Below are 18,390 nucleotides of genomic sequence, written 5' to 3'. Positions count from 1 at the left end.
AGCGGCTTCATAGTGAAGGGCGTGCCGTATCTTACAACATGGGCCGCGCGCAACAGCCGATCCAAGGCCGATCAGGACCACGATTGTGTTTCCAAATGTATGCGGGAGCCCGTTTCGGCGCGGGGTCGTAATAAAAGAACATCAAACGGACGCCGTTTGTTGTTCATTGGCAATGGATTGCGCAGGTCGCAAGGGCTGAAGGTGCCCGGACTCCTCTTGGACGCAGCATAGATACACCATCACCGCGCGCAATCGGTACAATGCGGTCTTTCTTCTTTAATTGAGTCGCGGCCAAGGCATTCCCGCCCCGACCTTCGATCTCATCCCTCGGCATACTTATGGCAGTCATTTCCCTCTCCAATGCGCAACTCGCATTCGGACACGTCCCGCTTCTCGATCACGCGGAATTTTCGCTGGAAACCGGCGAACGCGTCGGCCTGATCGGCCGCAACGGCACCGGCAAGTCGTCCTTGCTGAAAATCATCGCCGGCGTTTCCCGGCTGGACGACGGTTTGCTGGTGATGCAGCAGGGCCTGAAAATCGCCTACGTCGACCAGGAGCCGCATTTCCCCGCCGAGATGACGATCTTCAACGCGGTCGCTTCCGGCCTGGGCGAATTGCCGGCGCTGCTGGCCGAATACGAATCGCTGACCGGCCAGTTCGGCGGCGACAACGACGAAGCGCTCATGGAGCGCATGCACGATATCCAGCTGATCCTCGACGCGGCCGACGCATGGAGCCTGAACAACAAGGTCGAGACCACGCTCGACAAGCTCAACCTTAAGGGCGAGGCCCTCATCGGCGAACTGTCAGGCGGCATGCAGAAGCGCGTGGCGCTGGCGTGCGGTCTGGTTGGCGCGCCCGATGTGCTGCTGCTGGACGAACCGACCAACCATCTGGATTTCGGCTCCATCATGTGGCTCGAGGGCCTGCTGCGCGACTACAAGGGCAGTGTGCTGTTCATCACGCATGATCGCAGCTTCCTCGACAACGTCGCCACGCGCATCATCGAACTCGATCGCGGCAAGTTGTTGTCCTTCCCGGGCAATTTCAGCACCTATCAGACCCGCAAGGAAGAGTTGCTGGACAACGAAGAAGTCGAGAACGCCAAGTTCGACAAATTCCTGGCGCAGGAAGAAGTCTGGATCCGCAAGGGCGTCAAGGCGCGCCGCACGCGCGACGAAGGCCGTGTGCGCCGGCTGGAATCCTTGCGCCTGGAGCGCAGCGCGCGCCGTGACCGCCAGGGCCAGGTCAAGCTGGAGGTGTCGTCCGGTGAACGTTCCGGCAAGATCGTGGCGGAACTCGAAAACGTCAGCAAGTCCTATGGCGCCAAGACCATCGTGCGCGATTTCAGCGGCATCCTCATGCGCGGCGACAAGGTCGGCCTGATCGGCCAGAACGGCGCCGGCAAGACCACGCTGCTGAAGCTGATCCTGGGTGAAGAAACCGCCGATGCCGGCACCGTCCGCCAGGGCACCAAATTGCAGGTCGCGTACTTCGACCAGATGCGCACCCAGCTCAATGAAGAAGCCACCCTGGCCGACACCATCGCGCCGGGCAGCGACTGGGTGGAAGTCAACGGCCAGCGCAGGCACGTGATGACGTATCTGGGCGACTTCCTGTTCGCGCCGGAACGCGCGCGTTCGCCGGTGCGCACCTTGTCCGGCGGCGAGCGTAACCGCTTGTTGCTGGCGCGTCTGTTCGCCAAGCCGGCCAACGTGCTGGTGCTCGATGAACCGACCAACGATCTCGACATCGACACGCTCGAACTGCTGGAAGAATTGCTGGAGGATTATGAAGGCACCGTGTTCCTGGTGAGCCATGACCGCACCTTCCTCGACAACGTCGTCACGCAGGTGATCGCCTCTGAGGGCGACGGCGTCTGGAAGGAATATGTGGGCGGCTACAGCGACTGGGAGCGCGTGCGCGCCAGCACGCCGGCAAGTGTGAAGAAATCGGACGGCAAGAGCGAATCCAAACCGGCGGAACTGCCGGTGGCGGCGCCTGCGGTCGCCAAGCCGAAGAAGCTCAGCTACAAGGAACAGCGAGAACTCGAAGAGTTGCCGAAGCTGATTGCACAACTGGAAGAAGAGCAGGCGGCAATTTCCGCCAAGCTGGCCGATCCGGATCTGTACAAGGCGGGCGGCGAAGAAGCGGGGCGCCTGAATGCGCGTTTCGCCGAAATCGACGGCTTGTTGCTGGAAAATCTGGAGCGCTGGGAAGTGATCGAAGCGCGTTCGAAGGGCTGATCAGTAGTCAGTAATCAGCAGCGCCGGGTCGGCGTCTCCAACATCGGTTGTCAGTTGGGGCGCCGGCTGGCGTGACGCAGTTCCGGCAGCTTCTCACGCATGCTATCGGCGTCTTCCGCATCGGGACGCAAGGCCAGGTAGGCTTCCAGATCGTCCAGCGCCGCCTGCGGTTCGGCCAGGTTGGCGTACGCCAGGCCGCGATCGCGGCGTTCGGTAATTTCATCGGGCAATAAAATCACCAGGCGCTCCTGCACCTCGAGTACGCCTTGCCAACGCTGGGAGTCGGTGAAGATGGCTTTCAGGTTGCGCAGCATGCGCGTCAGGATTTCGCGCGGATGGGCGGCGCGCAGATACGCCGCCAGCGGCAACTCGTCGCCGTATTCCTGCTGTTCGAGGTACGGTTCCAGGCGCTCTTCCAATTCTTCGCGCGACAGGCTGGCGCCATTCATCGGGTCGAGCACGATGTCGCCCGATTGCACCGACAGTTTCATCAGGAAATGGCCGGGGAAGGAAATGCCCTTCATGTTCAGGCCGATCTGCTGTCCCAATTCCATGTACACCACCGCCAGCGAAATCGGAATGCCGCGGCGCGACGTCAGCACACGATGGATGTAGCTGTTATCGGGATCGTAATAATTATTGATGTTGCCGGCGAACGCCAGCTCCTGGAAAAAAAAGTGGTTGAGCATCCGCAATTTTTGAATGTGCGATGCATCAGGGGGCAGACGCTGCTTCAACTTGAGCGCCAGGGTGTCCATCTCGATCTGGCACGCGGACAAATCCAGATCGGGCTGCGCATCTTGCCCCAGCGCCAGAGCCGATTCAAAAAGCGGAATCGAATCGTCTTGACGAACCAGCGAAGAAAAATATTCGAGCGGTGTAAGCGTCATATGTTGATCATGCTATCAAAATATGCGCGCTTGTGAAATGTTTGGCTGGCAATGGCGCGTCAACGCAACATTGCCCCGGGCAGGTAAGTTCTCAACGGCCAACGCGCTTGAAGTCGCGGAATCGGAATCCCATCGCCATCAAGGCGCCGAAATACACCACGCCGCACGCCGCAAACACCAGCAGCAACGCGCCGATGCGCTCGGCGGGGTGGGCGCGCATGGCGATCCAGTCGAAATGCCGCGCCACCGCCAGGGCCACGCCGCCGAGCAGGAACAGCGCGCCGGTCAGCTTGATCAGGAACATGCGCCAGCCCGGTTGCGGGGTATAGATCTTGCGGCGGCGCAGGCCCCAGAACAGGAATCCCGCGTTCAGGCAAGCGCCCAGGCCGATCGACAAGGCCAGTCCGGCATGGGCGATCCAAGGCACGAAAATGTAGTTCATCAGCTGCGTGGCGATCAGGACGCCGATGGCGATCTTGACCGGGGTGCGGATGTCTTGCTTGGCGTAGAAGCCGGGCGCCAGGATTTTCACCAGGATCAGGCCGATCAGGCCGACGCCGTAGGCGATCAGCGCGCGGCCGGTCATGTCGACCGAGACCGTGTCGAATTTGCCGTAATGGAACAGCGTGGCGGTCAGCGGTTCCGACAGCGTGGCCAGACCCACCGCGCACGGCAGCGCCAGCAGGAAGGTCAGGCGCAGGCCCCAGTCCAGCAGTGCGGAATATTCGGCCATGTCGTTCTCGGCATGCGCATTCGACAGGCTGGGCAACAGGATCGTCCCGAGCGCCACGCCGAGCAAGGCGGTCGGGAATTCCATCAGGCGGTCGGCGTACGACAGCCATGACACGCTGCCGTGCGCCAGGCGCGAGGCGATGTTGGTGTTGATCATCAGGCTGATCTGTGCGGCCGAGACGGCGAATACCGCCGGTCCCATTTTCTTGAGCACGCGTCTGACGCCTTCATCGGACAAGCCGATCATTGGATTGAGGTAGAGGCGCGGCAGCATGCCGATCCTGATCAGTGCAGGGATCTGCAAGGCAACCTGCAACACGCCGCCGACGAACACCGCAAACGCCATTGCATAGATCGGCTGGTCGAGATAAGGGGCGACGAACAGGGAGGCGAGGATAAAGGAGACGTTCAGCAGCACCGACGTGAATGCGGGAATCTTGAATTCACGCCAGGTATTGAGGATGCCGCCCGCCAGCGCCACGAAAGACATGAAGCCGATGTACGGAAACATGATGCGCGTCATGACCACCGAGGCATCGAAGGCGTCCTGGTTGTATTTGAGGCCGGTGGCGATGAAGTACACGATCAGCGGCGTGGCCAGGATGCCGGCAATGCTGGTGGCGACCATCACCCAGATCAGCACCGTTGCCACGTGGTCAACCAGGTCTTTGGTGGCGACGTCGCCTTTCTGGTTCTTGTATTCGGCCAGGATCGGCACGAAGGCCTGCGAAAAGGCGCCTTCGGCGAACAGCCGGCGCAACAGGTTGGGAATGCGGAAGGCGACGTTGAAGGCGTCGGTATAGGCCGAGGCGCCGAATGCGCGTGCGAACAGGATTTCTCTTGCGAGACCGGTAATGCGGGAAAGCATCGTCATGCCAGAAACGGTGGCAAGCGTTTTATGCAAGTTCATGGGACGGCATTATAGCTTTCCGTTTTCGGGGGCGCTCCAGGTTTGCGGGAGCGAAGAGGATGGCTTTGGCGCCGAGGCGGTTGGATGAGCGCTTGCCGGGAACGTTCGCCGATCATCTTGCAATTTGGCAATTAAGCCGCTTTTGCAACAGGGCGGCGGCGATAGTCAGGCTGCATTTGCCAGTTTGAGGAAAAATGGTTATAATCCGTGGCTTTACAGAATTCCGCCTCGCAAGTTATCAAGATTGCGATGCTCTCGATCTCGATTTAGGATAATTATTCATGGCAAATACCGCACAAGCACGCAAACGTGCTCGTCAAGCTGTTAAGCAAAACGCGCACAACTCCAGCCAGCGTTCGACGCTGCGTACAGCAATCAAGGCTGTTCGCAAGGCGATCGAAGCAGGCGACAAGGCTGCTGCGACTTCCGTGTTCCAGGCTTCGGTGTCGACTATCGACAGCATCGCCGACAAGAAAATCATTCACAAGAACAAGGCCGCTCGCCACAAGAGCCGTCTGGCTGCTGCCCTGAAGGCACTGGCTGCTTAATCAGCTATTCTTGTAGCTGTCGGCATTTGCCCGGGAAGCATGCAATGCGTGTTTCCTGATCCGGCAAGAGCGCCGATGTAGGAATGCAGAGATGAACCCGCCCAAGCGATTTGGCGGGTTTTTGCATTTCTTGTCGTTTGATTAATGCTGTTTTGATTAGTGCTATTGTGATCCGGTGGTCGCCCAATCGCCGCCGTCTGCAATGCATCGCAATCGGCCTGCCTGAGGCTTGTACCCAGCCTCAGGCGGCAACTGTTCAGCGTGGCAGGCCTTCGATCACCGTGCCGGGTTTGATATTCTTCTGCTTGAACCAGCCCTTGTTCATTTCCAGGGCGTAGGTGGCGGGCTTGGATGCGCAATGCGAATCCAGCGTCTGCTCCTTCATTTCCTCGATATTGATGATCTTGCCGGTTTCGTCCATGAAGGCGACCGACAGCGGGATCAGCGTATTCTTCATCCACATGCACACGCCGGCCGGCGCGCCGAATGCGAACACCATGCCTTCGTTGGCGCCCATCTTGTCGCGGAACATCAGTCCTTGCTCGCGCTGCGCTTCGGTGGAGGCAACTTCGGCCTTGATCAGGTACAAGCCCGCATTGAGGGTGGTGGTCGGGAATTTCTGGAGTTGCTGGGCCTGGCCGGGCAGAGCGACTGCAACCGCGGCGAGGGTGGTGAGCACAGTGAGGAAACGACGCATGATGGGGCGGGGATGGACGTGGCTGTATGAGAAATCGACTGCAGATCCGAAATCTGCCGGAATCCGGCGATTATAAAGGAAGCCGACAAATGCAGCGGACATGAAAAAAGGCAGGACTAGCCTGCCTTTTTAGTAATGCGAAAGCAAGATTACTTTGCAGCGTCAGCAGCAGCAGCCTTCTTTGCCTTCTTGGCCTTGTGGCCCTTCTTGGCCTTCTTAGCCTTCGGTGCAGCAGCTTCAGCCTTAGGAGCGTCAGCAGGTGCAGCAGCAGGAGCTGCAGCTTGTGCGAACACGGAAGTTGCGAACAGACCAGCGATCAGAGCGGCGATCAATTTTTTCATTTTGCAGTCCTTCAATTTAACATGTTAAGAAGACGGTGATTCTCATGAATCATTGCCAATAACGACGCGCCGAAGGCTTGGTTGACAAAAAATTCCAAAAAACAAAATTTCTTTACGGACTGTCCTTGAAAAGCCGATTTTGTCAGTTTTTTGTCAGGTTTGGCGGCGAAATTCCTGAGGATCGACGGTTTTCCACTCTCCCGGAAGCAGCGGATCGGTGGCCAGCGCAAACGGGCCGATGGCAATCCGGACCAGTCTCAGGGTGGGCAGTCCGACGGCGGCCGTCATGCGCCGCACCTGGCGATTTTTTCCTTCCGATATCTGTATCGTCAGCCAACTGGTCGGGTGATTCTTGCGCTCGCGAATGGGCGGATTGCGCGGCCACAGCCAGCCCGGCTCCTGCACGTGGCGGACTTCGCTTTTTTGCGTCACGAAATCACCGAGATCGAGCGGATTGCGCAGGCGCTCCAAGCTGCCTGCATCGGGCGTGCCTTCCACTTGCACCAGGTAGACCTTGGGTTGCTTGCGCGTGGGGTGGCTGATGGCATGCTGGAGTTCGCCGTCGTCGGTCAGCAGCATCAATCCTTCGCTGTCGGCATCGAGGCGGCCGGCGGGGTAGATGTCGGGAATGTCGAGGTAATCGGCGAGCGTTTCGCGATCATCTTGCGCCGAAAACTGGCACATTACCTGATAGGGTTTGTTGAATAAAATGAGGGGCATGCGTCAGTGTCGCAAAAACATCACGTCCAGTAAAATACTCGTGCATAATATAAATCAATGTCTTATGTCTTATATGAGACTTGATCCTGAATTCAATTGCCCCGGCTGTGATGGTGCGCGCACTCGGGGCGCGTCCGCAGCGAGGTCGAATTTCCTCTCTTTTCCGCACTATTTTCGGAGACCGTAATGTATCAGCACATTCAGGTGCCGGCCGAAGGTAAGAAGATTACCGTCAACGCCGACTTTTCCCTCAACGTCCCGGATCATCCGATCATTCCGTTCATCCAGGGCGACGGCACCGGTCGCGATGTGACGCCTGTCATGCTCAAGGTAGTGGACGCTGTGGTCGCCAAGGCATACGGCGGCCAGCGCAAGATCAACTGGATGGAAATCTACGCCGGCGAAAAATCGACGCAGCTGTACGGCGCTGACGTCTGGCTGCCGGAAGAGACCGTCGCCGCAGTCAAGGAATTCGTGGTATCCATCAAGGGGCCGCTGACAACGCCGGTCGGCGGCGGCATTCGTTCGCTCAACGTATCGCTGCGCCAGCAACTGGACCTGTATGTCTGCCTGCGTCCGGTGCGCTATTTCAAAGGCGTCCCGTCGCCGCTGCGCGAGCCTGAGAAAACCAATATGGTCATCTTCCGCGAAAACTCGGAAGACATTTACGCCGGCATCGAATGGCAAGCCGGTTCGGACGGCGCCAAGAAGCTGATCGACTTCCTGGTCAAGGAAATGGGTGTCAAGAAGCTGCGCTTTCCCGAGACTTCCAGCCTCGGCATCAAGCCGGTATCGCAGGAGGGCACTGAGCGCCTGGTGCGCAAGGCGATCCAGTACGCCATCGACCATGACAAACCGTCGGTGACGATCGTCCACAAGGGCAACATCATGAAGTTCACCGAAGGCAGCTTCCGCGACTGGGCCTATGCCCTGGCGCAGAAGGAGTTCGGCGGGGTGGTGATCGACGACGGTCCATGGGTCAGGATCAAAAATCCGAAGACCGGCCGCGACATCATCGTCAAGGACGTGATTGCCGATGCATTCATGCAGCAGATCCTGCTGCGTCCCGCCGAGTACAGCGTGATTGCGACGCTGAACCTGAACGGCGACTATATCTCGGACGCGCTGGCGGCGCAGGTGGGCGGTATCGGGATCGCTCCCGGCGCCAACATGTCCGATTCCGTGGCGATGTTCGAAGCCACGCACGGCACCTCGCCGCGCTATGCGGGCAAGGACTACGTCAATCCGGGTTCCCTGATCCTGTCGGCGGAAATGATGCTGCGCCACATCGGCTGGACCGAGGCGGCGGCCTTGATCATCGAAGCGATGCAGAACACGATTTCATCGAAGAAGGTGACTTACGACTTTGCGCGCCTCATGGAAGGCGCGACGCAGGTGTCGTGTTCGGGCTTCGGCGATGCGATGATCGAGAATCTGTAGTTCGGCGGGCGATTCTCGCTGAAGGAGGGCCGGCCGGGTTGCCGGCCTTTTTTATTGTCGGTTGCAACTGTTGTTCGCGAAGGGGGCAGGCGTAAAAAAAGCTCCTGTCGAAACAGGAGCTTTTTACAAAAGCGACTTAATACGAATTAAGGAGCCTGGATGTTGGAAGCTTGCTTGCCTTTGGGGCCTTGCGTGACTTCGAACTGTACTTTTTGACCTTCTTTGAGGGTCTTGAAGCCGTTCATTTGAATTGCCGAGAAGTGTGCGAACAAATCTTCACCGCCGTCATCCGGAGTGATAAAGCCGAAGCCTTTAGAATCGTTGAACCACTTGACTGTACCTGTTGCCATAAAAGCATCTTTCAATTAAAAAAAATCACACGAGCCGTAAAAGCAAGAAGCCTCGCGAGATTGAATCTTCCGCAGCCCCCCTTAAACTTGCCCCCTTCGTATTAACAAGCAGTAACTACTTATCAATGAATTCCATTGTTCTCGTTAAAAATGCAAAAGTCAAGTCGTTTTCAACGGAATTATTAAGCTTTTGTTCCGTGAATTGAATGAGACGCTCTTGATTTAGGATAAATAAGCGTTATCTGCGCACTATCAGGAAAACGCGTAATATCTAATTTAATTAGGTATTTTCTTCATGTTGTGCGGTGCACAGTGGATTGATGGTTTTAGAATAAATGCATGGCAACCAAGCACGATAATGATAACGGTACGGTCCTGGCGCGGCAGGAGCAGAAGCTCAAGCCGCCCCCTATGTACCAGGTATTGTTGTTGAATGATGACTATACGCCGATGGAGTTCGTCGTCGCAGTCATTCAGGAGTACTTCAACAAAGACCGTGAAACTGCGACGCAGATTATGCTCAACGTTCACCGCGATGGGAAAGGTATGTGTGGTGTGTATCCCAAAGATATCGCATCCACAAAAGTTGAACTCGTTTTAACCCACGCTCGAAAAGCAGGGCACCCCCTGCAATGCGTGATGGAGGAAGCATGATTGCGCAGGAATTGGAAGTCAGTTTGCACATGGCCTTTGTCGAAGCCCGGCAATCCCGTCATGAATTTATCACCGTGGAACATTTGCTCCTCGCGCTGCTGGATAATCCATCGGCCGCGGAAGTGCTGCGCGCGTGCTCGGTCAATATCGACGATCTGCGCAAGACGCTGACCAATTTCATTACGGACAATACTCCGACCGTGCCCGGCACGAACGAGGTCGACACGCAGCCCACGCTGGGATTCCAGCGCGTGATTCAGCGCGCGATCATGCACGTGCAGTCGGCGTCCAACGGCAAGAAGGAAGTGACCGGCGCCAACGTGCTGGTGGCGATCTTCGGCGAGAAGGATTCGCACGCTGTCTACTATCTGCATCAACAGGGCGTGACCCGCCTGGACGTAGTCAATTTCATTTCTCATGGTGTGCGCAAGGATCAGCAGATCGATTCGCAAAAAGCGCCTGAAGGAGCGGAAGACGTGCAGACCGAAGGCCAGCAAAAGGAAAGCCCTCTCGATCAGTTCACCCAGAATCTGAACAAGGCCGCCGCAGAAGGCAAGATCGATCCGCTTATCGGCCGCGACGCCGAAGTCGAGCGCGTGATCCAGACCTTGTGCCGCCGCCGCAAGAACAACCCGCTGCTGGTCGGCGAGGCCGGCGTGGGCAAGACGGCGATCGCCGAAGGCCTGGCATGGCGCATCACGCAAAACGACGTACCGGAAATCCTCAAGAACGCCGTGGTGTATTCGCTCGACATGGGCGCGCTGCTGGCCGGCACCAAGTATCGCGGCGACTTTGAGCAGCGTCTGAAGGCCGTCCTCAAGCAATTGAAGGATGCGCCCAACGGCATTTTGTTCATTGACGAAATCCACACCATCATCGGTGCAGGCTCGGCCTCGGGCGGCACGTTGGATGCGTCGAATCTGCTCAAGCCTGCGCTGTCGAGCGGTCAGCTGAAATGCATCGGCGCGACTACCTACACCGAATTCCGCGGCGTCTTCGAAAAAGATCACGCGCTGTCGCGTCGCTTCCAGAAGATCGACGTCAATGAACCAACCGTCGAACAGACCATTCAGATTTTGCGTGGCCTGAAGTCGAAGTTCGAAGAACATCACGGCGTCAAGTATTCCGCTTCGGCGCTGACCTCGGCAGCCGAACTGGCCGCACGCTTCATCAATGACCGTCATCTGCCCGACAAGGCAATCGACGTGATCGACGAAGCCGGCGCAGCGCAGCGCATCCTGCCGAAGTCGAAGCAGAAGAAGACCATCGGCAAATCCGAGATCGAGGAAATCATTTCCAAGATCGCGCGCATTCCGCCGCAGTCGGTCAATCAGGACGACCGCACCAAGCTGCAAACGATCGATCGCGACCTCAAGAACGTCGTGTTCGGCCAGGATCCGGCGATTGAAGCGCTGGCATCGGCCATCAAGATGGCGCGCGCCGGCCTGGGCAAGACCGACAAGCCGATCGGCTCCTTCCTGTTCTCCGGTCCGACCGGCGTGGGCAAGACCGAAGTGGCGAAGCAACTGGCCTTCATCCTCGGCATCGAGCTGATTCGTTTCGATATGTCCGAATACATGGAACGCCATGCTGTGAGCCGTCTGATCGGCGCGCCTCCGGGCTATGTCGGTTTCGATCAGGGCGGTTTGCTGACCGAAGCGATCACCAAGAAGCCGCACGCCGTGCTGCTGCTGGACGAAATCGAAAAAGCGCATCCGGATATCTTCAATATCCTGCTGCAGGTGATGGATCACGGCACGCTGACCGACAACAACGGCCGCAAGACCGACTTCCGCAATGTCATCATCGTGATGACCACGAATGCCGGCGCAGAAAGCCTGCAAAAGCGTTCGATCGGTTTCACCGACAAGAAGGAAGCCGGCGACGAGATGGCGGATATCAAGCGTATGTTCACGCCGGAGTTCCGCAATCGTCTGGATTCGATCATCAGCTTCCGTGCGCTGGACGAAGACATCATCCTGCGCGTGGTCGACAAGTTCCTGATGCAACTGGAAGAGCAACTGCACGAGAAGAAGGTGGAAGCCGTATTCTCGGACGCATTGCGCAAGTTCCTGAGCAAGAAGGGCTTTGATCCGCTGATGGGTGCACGTCCGATGTCGCGCCTGATCCAGGACATGATCCGCAAGGCGCTGGCCGACGAATTGTTGTTTGGTCGCCTGGTGGCGGGAGGTCGCGTCACCGTGGAGCTGGACGACAAGGATCAGGTCAAGCTGGAATTCCCCGAAGGCGACGATCCGACGCCACCGCCGGAAGAGCCGCAAGAGAAGCTGGAAGTCGAGTAAGCCGTACCCCATCCCGGCGCTTCGCAAGAGGTGTCGGGAGTGGGCAAGCAAAAAGGCCGGAACGTTTGATCGTTCCGGCCTTTTTGTTTTTGCGGCGTGTTAGTGAGTGAGGCTGTTCATGAAGACGTCCTGCGGCAAGCACAGGACATCCGGCGCTTGGAATTACGGCGTCAGCGGCTTGCCTGCTGCCTGCTTGGCCCTGAGCGCCTGCACGGACTTGTCGATTGCCGTCATGCGATACGCCGTACCCGGATGCAGCGCGGTATAGCCGCTTGGCACGCTAGCCGGATACTGTGTTGCCAGCCGTTGCCAGAACGCGGCATAGCCATCGATGCCGTAACCGGCGCGTACCAGCATGTACAGCGCCAGATTGTCGGCCGCCGCGTCGAGATCCTGCGGATACGGGCGAATGCCGCCGGTGCCCGCGGCCGCAGTTGGATCGGGGCGTGCGCGCATCAGATTGTCGATGACGCTGCCGGTAGTCGCCACCATGCGCTGGCGAATCGCGTGGCCCAGCGAGTTGTGGGCCATGTCCTTGGCGATCAGGTAGGCCAGCTCTTCATCGGTCTTGGCGAAATTCATCATGCCGCGCGTGATCAGCACGCGACGGCCGTCGGCGTAAGTGTTGACGTTGTCGGCGTTGCCCAGCTCGATGCTGAAGGCGCAGGCCAGCGTCAGCGGCACGATGGCGGTTTGTTGCGCCTTGTTGCGCAACAGGGTCAGCTTGACCGGCGTGCGGCCGCTGACGAGCGGGCCCAGCAGGTTGGCGGCCTGGCGCTCGGCATCAGGGCCTTGCTGCAGCGGCTTGTCGGCCACTGCGACCAGCACGTCGCCGCGTTGCACGCCGCTCTTGGCGGCGCCGCTGCCGGGCAGCACGCCGGTCACTTGCAGGCGATCGTCGAAGCCCAGCGACTGCGCCGCATCGGTGAACTCACTCGGATAGGAATACTTGTTCTTGGCGGTGAAGCCGAGCAGGTTGCGCGCGTTGCCGCGGCAGAGCTGGGCATTAGTGGTCAACAGCGGCGCGGCCACGTTGTACAGCCGGTCCTGCTGCGCCGTCAGCGTGCGCAATGCAGCCTGGTCAGGCGTCAGCACTGGCGCCTTGACGGTAGCCGGTCCTGCCGCGGACTGCGCCGGCTTATTGAGCGTGTTGTTGTCTTGCGGCGTGACACATGCTGCGAGCAATGCCGCCGGCATGATTGCCAGCGCGATTTTTATTTTTCCCCAATAAGCCAGGTGTCGAGCGTGCATCCAGTGATCTCCTTAATGTTTGCCAGTGCTGCCGAAGCCGCCCGCGCCGCGCTCGCTGCTGTCGAATTCCTCGACAACGTTGAAACCGACTTGCAAGACCGGCACGATGACCAGTTGCGCCAGACGCTCCATCGGGTTTAGGACAAATTCGGTCTGGCCGCGGTTCCATGTCGAGACCATCAATTGCCCTTGGTAGTCGGAGTCGATCAGGCCGACCAGGTTGCCCAGCACGATGCCGTGCTTGTGGCCCAGACCGCTGCGCGGCAGGATGATCGCGGCATAACCCGGATCGGCCACATGGATCGCCAGGCCGGTCGGGATCAGATGCGTGGTTCCCGGTGCGATCGTCAGCGGCGCGTCCAGGCAGGCGCGCAGATCCAGACCGGCGCTACCGGCGGTGGCGTAGGCGGGCAGTTGATCTTTCATGCGCGGGTCGAGGATTTTGACGTCGATAGTTTTCATGGGAACAAAAGTAATGAAGTTGAAAGTCTGTGATGGATCAGCGAGCGACGGTCTGCGTCAGCCGATGCGCAATCTCGCGCACCAGTTGCCGCGCCAGCGTCTGTTTGTCGGCGCGCGGCAGGCTGGTATGGCCCTTGTCGTCGAACAGCGTCAGCGCGTTCTCATTCTTACCGAAGGTCTGATGGCCGATGTTGCCGACCAGCAGAGGGATGTTTTTCTTCACGCGTTTGGCGGCGCCGTACTGTTCGAGGTTTTCGGACTCGGCTGCAAAACCCACGCAATACGGACGCTTCGGTAACGCCGCCACGTCGGCCAGGATGTCGGCATTTTGCTCGAAGGACAGTTGCAGGCTGTCGTCGTCCGCGGTTTTCTTGAGCTTCTGATCGCTGACGTTGGCAACGCGCCAGTCGGCCACTGCCGCCACCGCGATGAAGATATCCTGTCCCGACACGTTGGCAAACACCGCGTCATGCATTTGTTGCGCGGTCCGTACATCGATGCGACGCACGCCATACGGTGCGTCCAAAGCCGTCGGACCGGATACCAACACTACCTCGGCCCCGGCTTCGCGTGCAGCGCGGGCGAGGGCATAACCCATCTTGCCCGATGACAGATTGGTGATGCCACGCACCGGGTCGATCGGTTCAAACGTCGGTCCTGCCGTCAGTAACACGCGGCGGCCTGCCAGCAACTTGGGCTGAAAGGCCGCGATGATTTCTTCCAGCAGTTGCGCTGGTTCCAGCATGCGGCCGTAACCGACTTCGCCGCAGGCCTGGTCTCCTGAGTCGGGGCCAAGCAGCACGATGCCGTCTTGCTTCACCTGCGCGATGTTGCGCTGGGTCGCCGGGTTTTGCCACATCTCGACGTTCATGGCCGGGGCGATCAGCAGCGGCACGCCGTGCGGACGCGCCACGCATAGCGTCGAGAGCAGGTCGTCGCATGCGCCATGCGCCAGTTTGAAAATGAAGTCGGTAGAGCAGGGTACGATCACGATCGCGTCGATGCCGCGCGTGAGATCGATATGCGGCATGTTGTTCCCGATGCGCGCATCCCACTGGTCGGTGTAGACCGTGTTGCCGGTCAGCGCCTGCATCGTGATGGTCGTGATGAACTGCGTCGCCGCCTGCGTCATGACGACTTGCACCGACGCACCTGCCTTGCCGAGGCCGCGCGCCAGTTCGGCGGCCTTGTAGCAGGCCACGCCGCCGGTCAGGCCGAGAAGGATTTTTTTGCCAGCGAGATCCATTGCCTTACTCCTTATAGAACTCAATCGTGACGACCGCAGCAATTAAGCAACTGAGTAACTGAGAAACCATGCAAACAAGTTGCCGCGGCCTTGCCGTTCGACACTATTTGCCGACGCGGCGCAACTCATCCAGCACAAACAATACCGCACCCACGCAGATCGCACTATCGGCGATATTGAACGCCGGCCAGTGCCAGTTGCCGACGAACACGTCGAGGAAGTCGATCACGTGGCCGTACACGATGCGGTCGATCACGTTGCCTATCGCGCCGCCGAGGATCAGCGCAAGCGCCCAGCAAAACATGCGTTGGCCGGCATGCTTGCGCAGCAGGTAGATGATGTAGATCGCGGCGGCAATGCCGATCGCGGTAAACAGATGGCGCTGCCAGCCCGATTCCGCTGCCAGGAAGCTAAATGCGGCGCCCTTGTTATAGACCAGCACCAGGTTGAAGAAGCCGGTGACCGGACGCGATTCGCCGTAGTGGAACAGTTTGACGATCGTGATCTTGGACAACTGGTCCAGCAGCAGCACGATCAGCGAGATGCCCAGCCATGGCAGCAGGCTGTTGTTGTTGCTGGAGCTGGGCATGAGGCGTTTTTTATTGGAAGCCATGGGAGATGGATACGGACGTGGATGAGATAGGAGGAGAAAGCCGGCGCATGTTCTTTGTCATGCGCCGGCTTGCCTGATGCTTACGCGAAGTGGCGGTCTTCGCCGCGGCCGAACAGATTGGCGACGCAGCGGCCGCACAGGCCTTCGTGCTCGGGGTGTGACCCTACATCGGCGCGATAGTGCCAGCAGCGCTCGCATTTCTGATTGGCCGACGGCGTAACGACAATAGCTTCGTCCGCTTCCGCCGCCACTGCAGTGACCTTGGCCGCCGAAGTGATCAGCACGAACTTCAGATCGTCGCCCAGGCTTTGCAGCAGCGCCACCTTGTCGCCGCTGACCTTGAGTTCGACTTCCGCCTGCAGCGACGAGCCGATGTTGCCGGCGATGCGGACTTCTTCCAGTTGCTTGGTAACGGCGGCGCGCACTTCATGCAGCACGTTGAACTTGGCCACCAGCGCGTCGGCTTGCGCCACTTCCGGCAGCGTGTAATACGTCTGCGTGAAAATGGTTTCGCTGCTGTCGGCAAATGCTTCCTTGCTGGCAAAGAAGCTCCATGCCTCTTCCGCCGTGAACGACAGCGTCGGCGCCATCAGGCGCAGCAGCGCCTGGGTGATGTGCCAGATCGCGGTCTGCGCGGAACGGCGTGCGTGCGAATCGACGCCGCTGGTATACAGCCGGTCCTTGAGGATGTCGAGGTAGAAGCCGCCCAGGTCTTCCGAGCAATACATCTGCAGCTTGGAGACAACCGGATGGAATTCATAGGTCTCGTAATGCGCGAGGATTTCCTTCTGCAGGTTGGCCATGTTGGCGATCGCATAGCGATCGATCTCCAGCATTTCGGCAACCGGCACGGCGTTCTTTGCCATGTCGAAATCGGCCGTGTTGGCCAGCAGGAAGCGCAGCGTATTGCGGATGCGGCGATACGCTTCGGTGACCCGTTTCAGGATTTCGTCGGAGATCGAGATCTCGCCGGAGTAATCGCTCGAGGCCACCCACAGGCGCAGGATTTCCGCGCCCAGCGAGTCGGCGACCTTTTGCGGCTCGACCCCGTTTTTTAACGACTTCGACATCTTGCGGCCTTCGCCGTCGACCACGAAACCGTGCGTCAGCAGCGCCTTGTACGGCGCGCGACCGTTCAGCATCGAGGACGTCAGCAGCGAGGAGTGGAACCAGCCGCGATGCTGGTCCGAACCTTCCAGATACAGATCGGCCGGGAATTGCAACTCCTGCTTGTGCGAACCGCGCAGCACGGTCTGATGAGTCGAGCCGGAATCGAACCAGACATCCAGCGTGTCCTTGTTCTTCAGGTATTGGTCGGCTTCATCGCCCAGCAATTCCTTCGGATCCAAAGCCTGCCATGCCTCGATGCCGCCTTGCTCGATACGCTGGGCGATCTGTTCCAGCAGTTCGGGCGTGCGCGGATGCAGCAGGCCGGTTTCCTTGTGCACGAAGAAGGCCATCGGCACGCCCCATTGGCGTTGGCGCGACAGCGTCCAGTCGGGACGGTTGGCGATCATGCCGTGCAGGCGCGCCTTGCCCCATGCCGGGAAGAAAGCGGTGTCCTCGATGCCTTGCAGCGCGGTTTCGCGCAGGCTCTTGCCGCCATCTTTCGGCGTGTTGTCCATGCTCGCAAACCATTGCGACGTCGCACGATAGATGATCGGCGTCTTGTGGCGCCAGCAATGCATGTAGCTATGGTCGAACATCACCAGCTTGAACAGCGAGCCGACTTCTTCCAGCTTGGCGCAGATCGGCTTGGAGGCTTCCCAGATCGTCAGGCCGGCGAACAGCGGCAGCGACGAGGCGTAGCGGCCGTCGCCCATGACCGGGCTGATGATGTCGTCATCCTTCATGCCGTGCGCCTTGCACGAGACGAAGTCTTCGATACCGTAGGCCGGCGCCGAGTGGACGATGCCGGTGCCGCTGTCGGCGGTCACGTAGTCGCCGAGGTAGATCGGCGACAAGCGGTCGTAACCGGGATCGGCCTTCGCCAGCGGATGATGGAAGGCGATCAGCGACAGCGCTTCACCCTTGGTGGTGGCGATGACCTTGCCTTCCAGTCCGTAGCGTTGCAGGCTGGCTTCGACCAGGTCGTTGGCCAAGATCAGCAAGGTCGGTTCGCCGTTGCGCTCGGTCTGCACCAGCGCATAGTCGAATTCCGGGTGTACGTTCAGCGCCTGGTTGGACGGGATGGTCCACGGCGTGGTGGTCCAGATGACGATGTAGCCCTTGTCCGTCGGCAGCTTGGAGAGGCCGAAGGCCTTGGCGATCTTGTCGTGTTCCGCAAACGGGAAGCCGACGTCGATGGCCGGGTCGCGCTTGTCCTGGTATTCCACTTCCGCTTCCGCCAGCGCCGAGCCGCAATCGAAACACCAGTTGACCGGCTTCAGGCCGCGATAGACGTAACCTTTTTCCAGGATCGTGCCGAGCGCGCGCAGCTCGTCGGCCTCGTTGGAGAAATTCATGGTCTTGTACGGATTGTCCCATTCGCCCAGCACGCCCAGGCGGATGAAATCCTTCTTTTGCAGCTCGATCTGTTCGTTGGCATAAGCGCGCGCTTTGGCTTGCACTTCGGCCACCGGCAGGTTCTTGCCGTACTTCTTTTCGATCTGGATTTCGATCGGCATGCCGTGGCAATCCCAGCCCGGCACGTATTGCGCGTCGAATCCGGCCATGTTGCGGGCCTTGACGATCATGTCTTTCAAGATCTTGTTGACGGCGTGCCCCAGATGGATCTCACCGTTGGCGTACGGCGGGCCGTCATGCAGGATGAACTTCGGACGATCCGCCGACGCCTTGCGGATGCGCTGATACAGCTTCTTGCTTTGCCATTCCTTGACCCATTGCGGCTCGCGCTTGGCCAGGTCGCCGCGCATCGGGAACGCGGTCTCGGTCATGTTGACCGGATATTTGCTGACCGGCTTGCCTTCAGGTTTGCCCGGCTTGTTTGGCTTGGAGGATTCGTTGTTCGACATAAGTTGTTT

Annotated in this window: 16 protein-coding genes; 5 read left to right on the top strand and 11 right to left on the bottom strand. The window is 59.1% G+C overall.

The annotated features are described in order from the left end of the window. The first annotated feature begins 338 nt into the window (after positions 1 to 338). The gene (locus tag F506_RS18810; protein ID WP_053199953.1) at positions 339 to 2,249 is read left to right on the top strand and encodes an ATP-binding cassette domain-containing protein; all 1,911 of its coding nucleotides are present in this window, start codon (positions 339 to 341) and stop codon (positions 2,247 to 2,249) included. A 50-nt stretch (positions 2,250 to 2,299) separates the two neighbouring features. On the opposite strand, the gene F506_RS18805 is transcribed toward F506_RS18810, so the two are convergent. Further along, on the bottom strand, positions 2,300 to 3,139 hold the full coding sequence (locus tag F506_RS18805; protein WP_053199950.1) for a SirB1 family protein: 840 nt from the start codon (positions 3,137 to 3,139) through the stop codon (positions 2,300 to 2,302). 91 nt (positions 3,140 to 3,230) lie between these two features. Further along, complete coding sequence (gene murJ / locus F506_RS18800; RefSeq protein ID WP_053199948.1) at positions 3,231 to 4,781, bottom strand: murein biosynthesis integral membrane protein MurJ; 1,551 nt, start codon at positions 4,779 to 4,781, stop codon at positions 3,231 to 3,233. Between the two features lie 281 nt (positions 4,782 to 5,062). Here murJ and rpsT point away from each other — a divergent pair, with 281 nt between their 5' ends. Next, positions 5,063 to 5,329 carry a 30S ribosomal protein S20 gene (gene rpsT, locus F506_RS18795; RefSeq protein ID WP_034294187.1) on the top strand — a complete coding sequence of 89 codons (267 nt, stop codon included), beginning with the start codon at positions 5,063 to 5,065 and terminating at the stop codon, positions 5,327 to 5,329. A 256-nt stretch (positions 5,330 to 5,585) separates the two neighbouring features. Here the strand turns inward: rpsT and F506_RS18790 are convergent, their stop codons facing one another. The 3 genes from F506_RS18790 to F506_RS18780 form a co-directional block, all read right to left on the bottom strand. Beyond that, a complete protein-coding gene (locus F506_RS18790; protein WP_144424100.1) occupies positions 5,586 to 6,026 on the bottom strand; it encodes a DUF192 domain-containing protein in 441 nt (146 codons plus the stop codon). A gap of 149 nt (positions 6,027 to 6,175) precedes the next feature. Beyond that, a complete protein-coding gene (locus tag F506_RS18785) occupies positions 6,176 to 6,367 on the bottom strand; it encodes a hypothetical protein (RefSeq protein WP_016834805.1) in 192 nt (63 codons plus the stop codon). Positions 6,368 to 6,520: 153 nt separating this feature from the next. Continuing rightward, positions 6,521 to 7,087 carry a pseudouridine synthase gene (locus F506_RS18780; RefSeq protein WP_053199946.1) on the bottom strand — a complete coding sequence of 189 codons (567 nt, stop codon included), beginning with the start codon at positions 7,085 to 7,087 and terminating at the stop codon, positions 6,521 to 6,523. 186 nt (positions 7,088 to 7,273) lie between these two features. Here F506_RS18780 and icd point away from each other — a divergent pair, with 186 nt between their 5' ends. Continuing rightward, positions 7,274 to 8,527 carry an NADP-dependent isocitrate dehydrogenase gene (icd, locus tag F506_RS18775; protein ID WP_053199944.1) on the top strand — a complete coding sequence of 418 codons (1,254 nt, stop codon included), beginning with the start codon at positions 7,274 to 7,276 and terminating at the stop codon, positions 8,525 to 8,527. 146 nt (positions 8,528 to 8,673) lie between these two features. On the opposite strand, the gene cspE is transcribed toward icd, so the two are convergent. After that, the gene (gene cspE, locus F506_RS18770; protein ID WP_009665919.1) at positions 8,674 to 8,877 is read right to left on the bottom strand and encodes a transcription antiterminator/RNA stability regulator CspE; all 204 of its coding nucleotides are present in this window, start codon (positions 8,875 to 8,877) and stop codon (positions 8,674 to 8,676) included. Between the two features lie 339 nt (positions 8,878 to 9,216). Here cspE and clpS point away from each other — a divergent pair, with 339 nt between their 5' ends. Both clpS and clpA read left to right on the top strand, forming a co-directional pair. Further along, on the top strand, positions 9,217 to 9,531 hold the full coding sequence (gene clpS, locus F506_RS18765) for an ATP-dependent Clp protease adapter ClpS (RefSeq protein ID WP_053199942.1): 315 nt from the start codon (positions 9,217 to 9,219) through the stop codon (positions 9,529 to 9,531). Next, positions 9,528 to 11,834 (top strand): ATP-dependent Clp protease ATP-binding subunit ClpA, encoded by a 2,307-nt coding sequence (gene clpA / locus F506_RS18760; RefSeq protein ID WP_053199940.1) that lies wholly within the window; start codon positions 9,528 to 9,530, stop codon positions 11,832 to 11,834. The genes clpS and clpA overlap by 4 nt, the downstream gene beginning before the upstream one ends. Before the next feature lie 162 nt (positions 11,835 to 11,996). Here clpA and F506_RS18755 read toward each other — a convergent pair whose 3' ends face one another. From F506_RS18755 to ileS, 5 genes are all read right to left on the bottom strand, one after another. Next, on the bottom strand, positions 11,997 to 13,085 hold the full coding sequence (locus F506_RS18755; protein ID WP_053199938.1) for a M48 family metallopeptidase: 1,089 nt from the start codon (positions 13,083 to 13,085) through the stop codon (positions 11,997 to 11,999). Positions 13,086 to 13,097: 12 nt separating this feature from the next. After that, positions 13,098 to 13,547 carry a dUTP diphosphatase gene (dut, locus tag F506_RS18750; protein ID WP_050475703.1) on the bottom strand — a complete coding sequence of 150 codons (450 nt, stop codon included), beginning with the start codon at positions 13,545 to 13,547 and terminating at the stop codon, positions 13,098 to 13,100. A gap of 37 nt (positions 13,548 to 13,584) precedes the next feature. Further along, positions 13,585 to 14,793 carry a bifunctional phosphopantothenoylcysteine decarboxylase/phosphopantothenate--cysteine ligase CoaBC gene (coaBC, locus tag F506_RS18745; RefSeq protein WP_053199937.1) on the bottom strand — a complete coding sequence of 403 codons (1,209 nt, stop codon included), beginning with the start codon at positions 14,791 to 14,793 and terminating at the stop codon, positions 13,585 to 13,587. A gap of 103 nt (positions 14,794 to 14,896) precedes the next feature. Further along, entirely contained in the window at positions 14,897 to 15,406 is a 510-nt protein-coding gene (gene lspA, locus F506_RS18740; RefSeq protein ID WP_053199934.1) for a signal peptidase II, read from the bottom strand. A gap of 80 nt (positions 15,407 to 15,486) precedes the next feature. Further along, the gene (ileS, locus tag F506_RS18735; protein WP_053199932.1) at positions 15,487 to 18,381 is read right to left on the bottom strand and encodes an isoleucine--tRNA ligase; all 2,895 of its coding nucleotides are present in this window, start codon (positions 18,379 to 18,381) and stop codon (positions 15,487 to 15,489) included. Positions 18,382 to 18,390 lie beyond the last annotated feature (9 nt).

The sequence above is a fragment of the Herbaspirillum hiltneri N3 genome (assembly GCF_001267925.1).
Taxonomy (GTDB): domain Bacteria; phylum Pseudomonadota; class Gammaproteobacteria; order Burkholderiales; family Burkholderiaceae_D; genus Herbaspirillum; species Herbaspirillum hiltneri.
Note: the sequence above shows the minus strand (reverse complement) of the source record. Positions and strands in the feature narration are given on the sequence as shown.

Coding starts and splice junctions, on each gene's coding strand:
- F506_RS18810 (WP_053199953.1), top strand. CDS start 339: ATGGCAGTCATTTCCCTCTCCAATGCGCAACTCGCATTCGGACACGTC.
- F506_RS18805 (WP_053199950.1), bottom strand. CDS start 3,139: ATGACGCTTACACCGCTCGAATATTTTTCTTCGCTGGTTCGTCAAGAC.
- murJ (WP_053199948.1), bottom strand. CDS start 4,781: ATGAACTTGCATAAAACGCTTGCCACCGTTTCTGGCATGACGATGCTT.
- rpsT (WP_034294187.1), top strand. CDS start 5,063: ATGGCAAATACCGCACAAGCACGCAAACGTGCTCGTCAAGCTGTTAAG.
- F506_RS18790 (WP_144424100.1), bottom strand. CDS start 6,026: ATGCGTCGTTTCCTCACTGTGCTCACCACCCTCGCCGCGGTTGCAGTC.
- F506_RS18785 (WP_016834805.1), bottom strand. CDS start 6,367: ATGAAAAAATTGATCGCCGCTCTGATCGCTGGTCTGTTCGCAACTTCC.
- F506_RS18780 (WP_053199946.1), bottom strand. CDS start 7,087: ATGCCCCTCATTTTATTCAACAAACCCTATCAGGTAATGTGCCAGTTT.
- icd (WP_053199944.1), top strand. CDS start 7,274: ATGTATCAGCACATTCAGGTGCCGGCCGAAGGTAAGAAGATTACCGTC.
- cspE (WP_009665919.1), bottom strand. CDS start 8,877: ATGGCAACAGGTACAGTCAAGTGGTTCAACGATTCTAAAGGCTTCGGC.
- clpS (WP_053199942.1), top strand. CDS start 9,217: ATGGCAACCAAGCACGATAATGATAACGGTACGGTCCTGGCGCGGCAG.
- clpA (WP_053199940.1), top strand. CDS start 9,528: ATGATTGCGCAGGAATTGGAAGTCAGTTTGCACATGGCCTTTGTCGAA.
- F506_RS18755 (WP_053199938.1), bottom strand. CDS start 13,085: ATGCACGCTCGACACCTGGCTTATTGGGGAAAAATAAAAATCGCGCTG.
- dut (WP_050475703.1), bottom strand. CDS start 13,547: ATGAAAACTATCGACGTCAAAATCCTCGACCCGCGCATGAAAGATCAA.
- coaBC (WP_053199937.1), bottom strand. CDS start 14,793: ATGGATCTCGCTGGCAAAAAAATCCTTCTCGGCCTGACCGGCGGCGTG.
- lspA (WP_053199934.1), bottom strand. CDS start 15,406: ATGGCTTCCAATAAAAAACGCCTCATGCCCAGCTCCAGCAACAACAAC.
- ileS (WP_053199932.1), bottom strand. CDS start 18,381: ATGTCGAACAACGAATCCTCCAAGCCAAACAAGCCGGGCAAACCTGAA.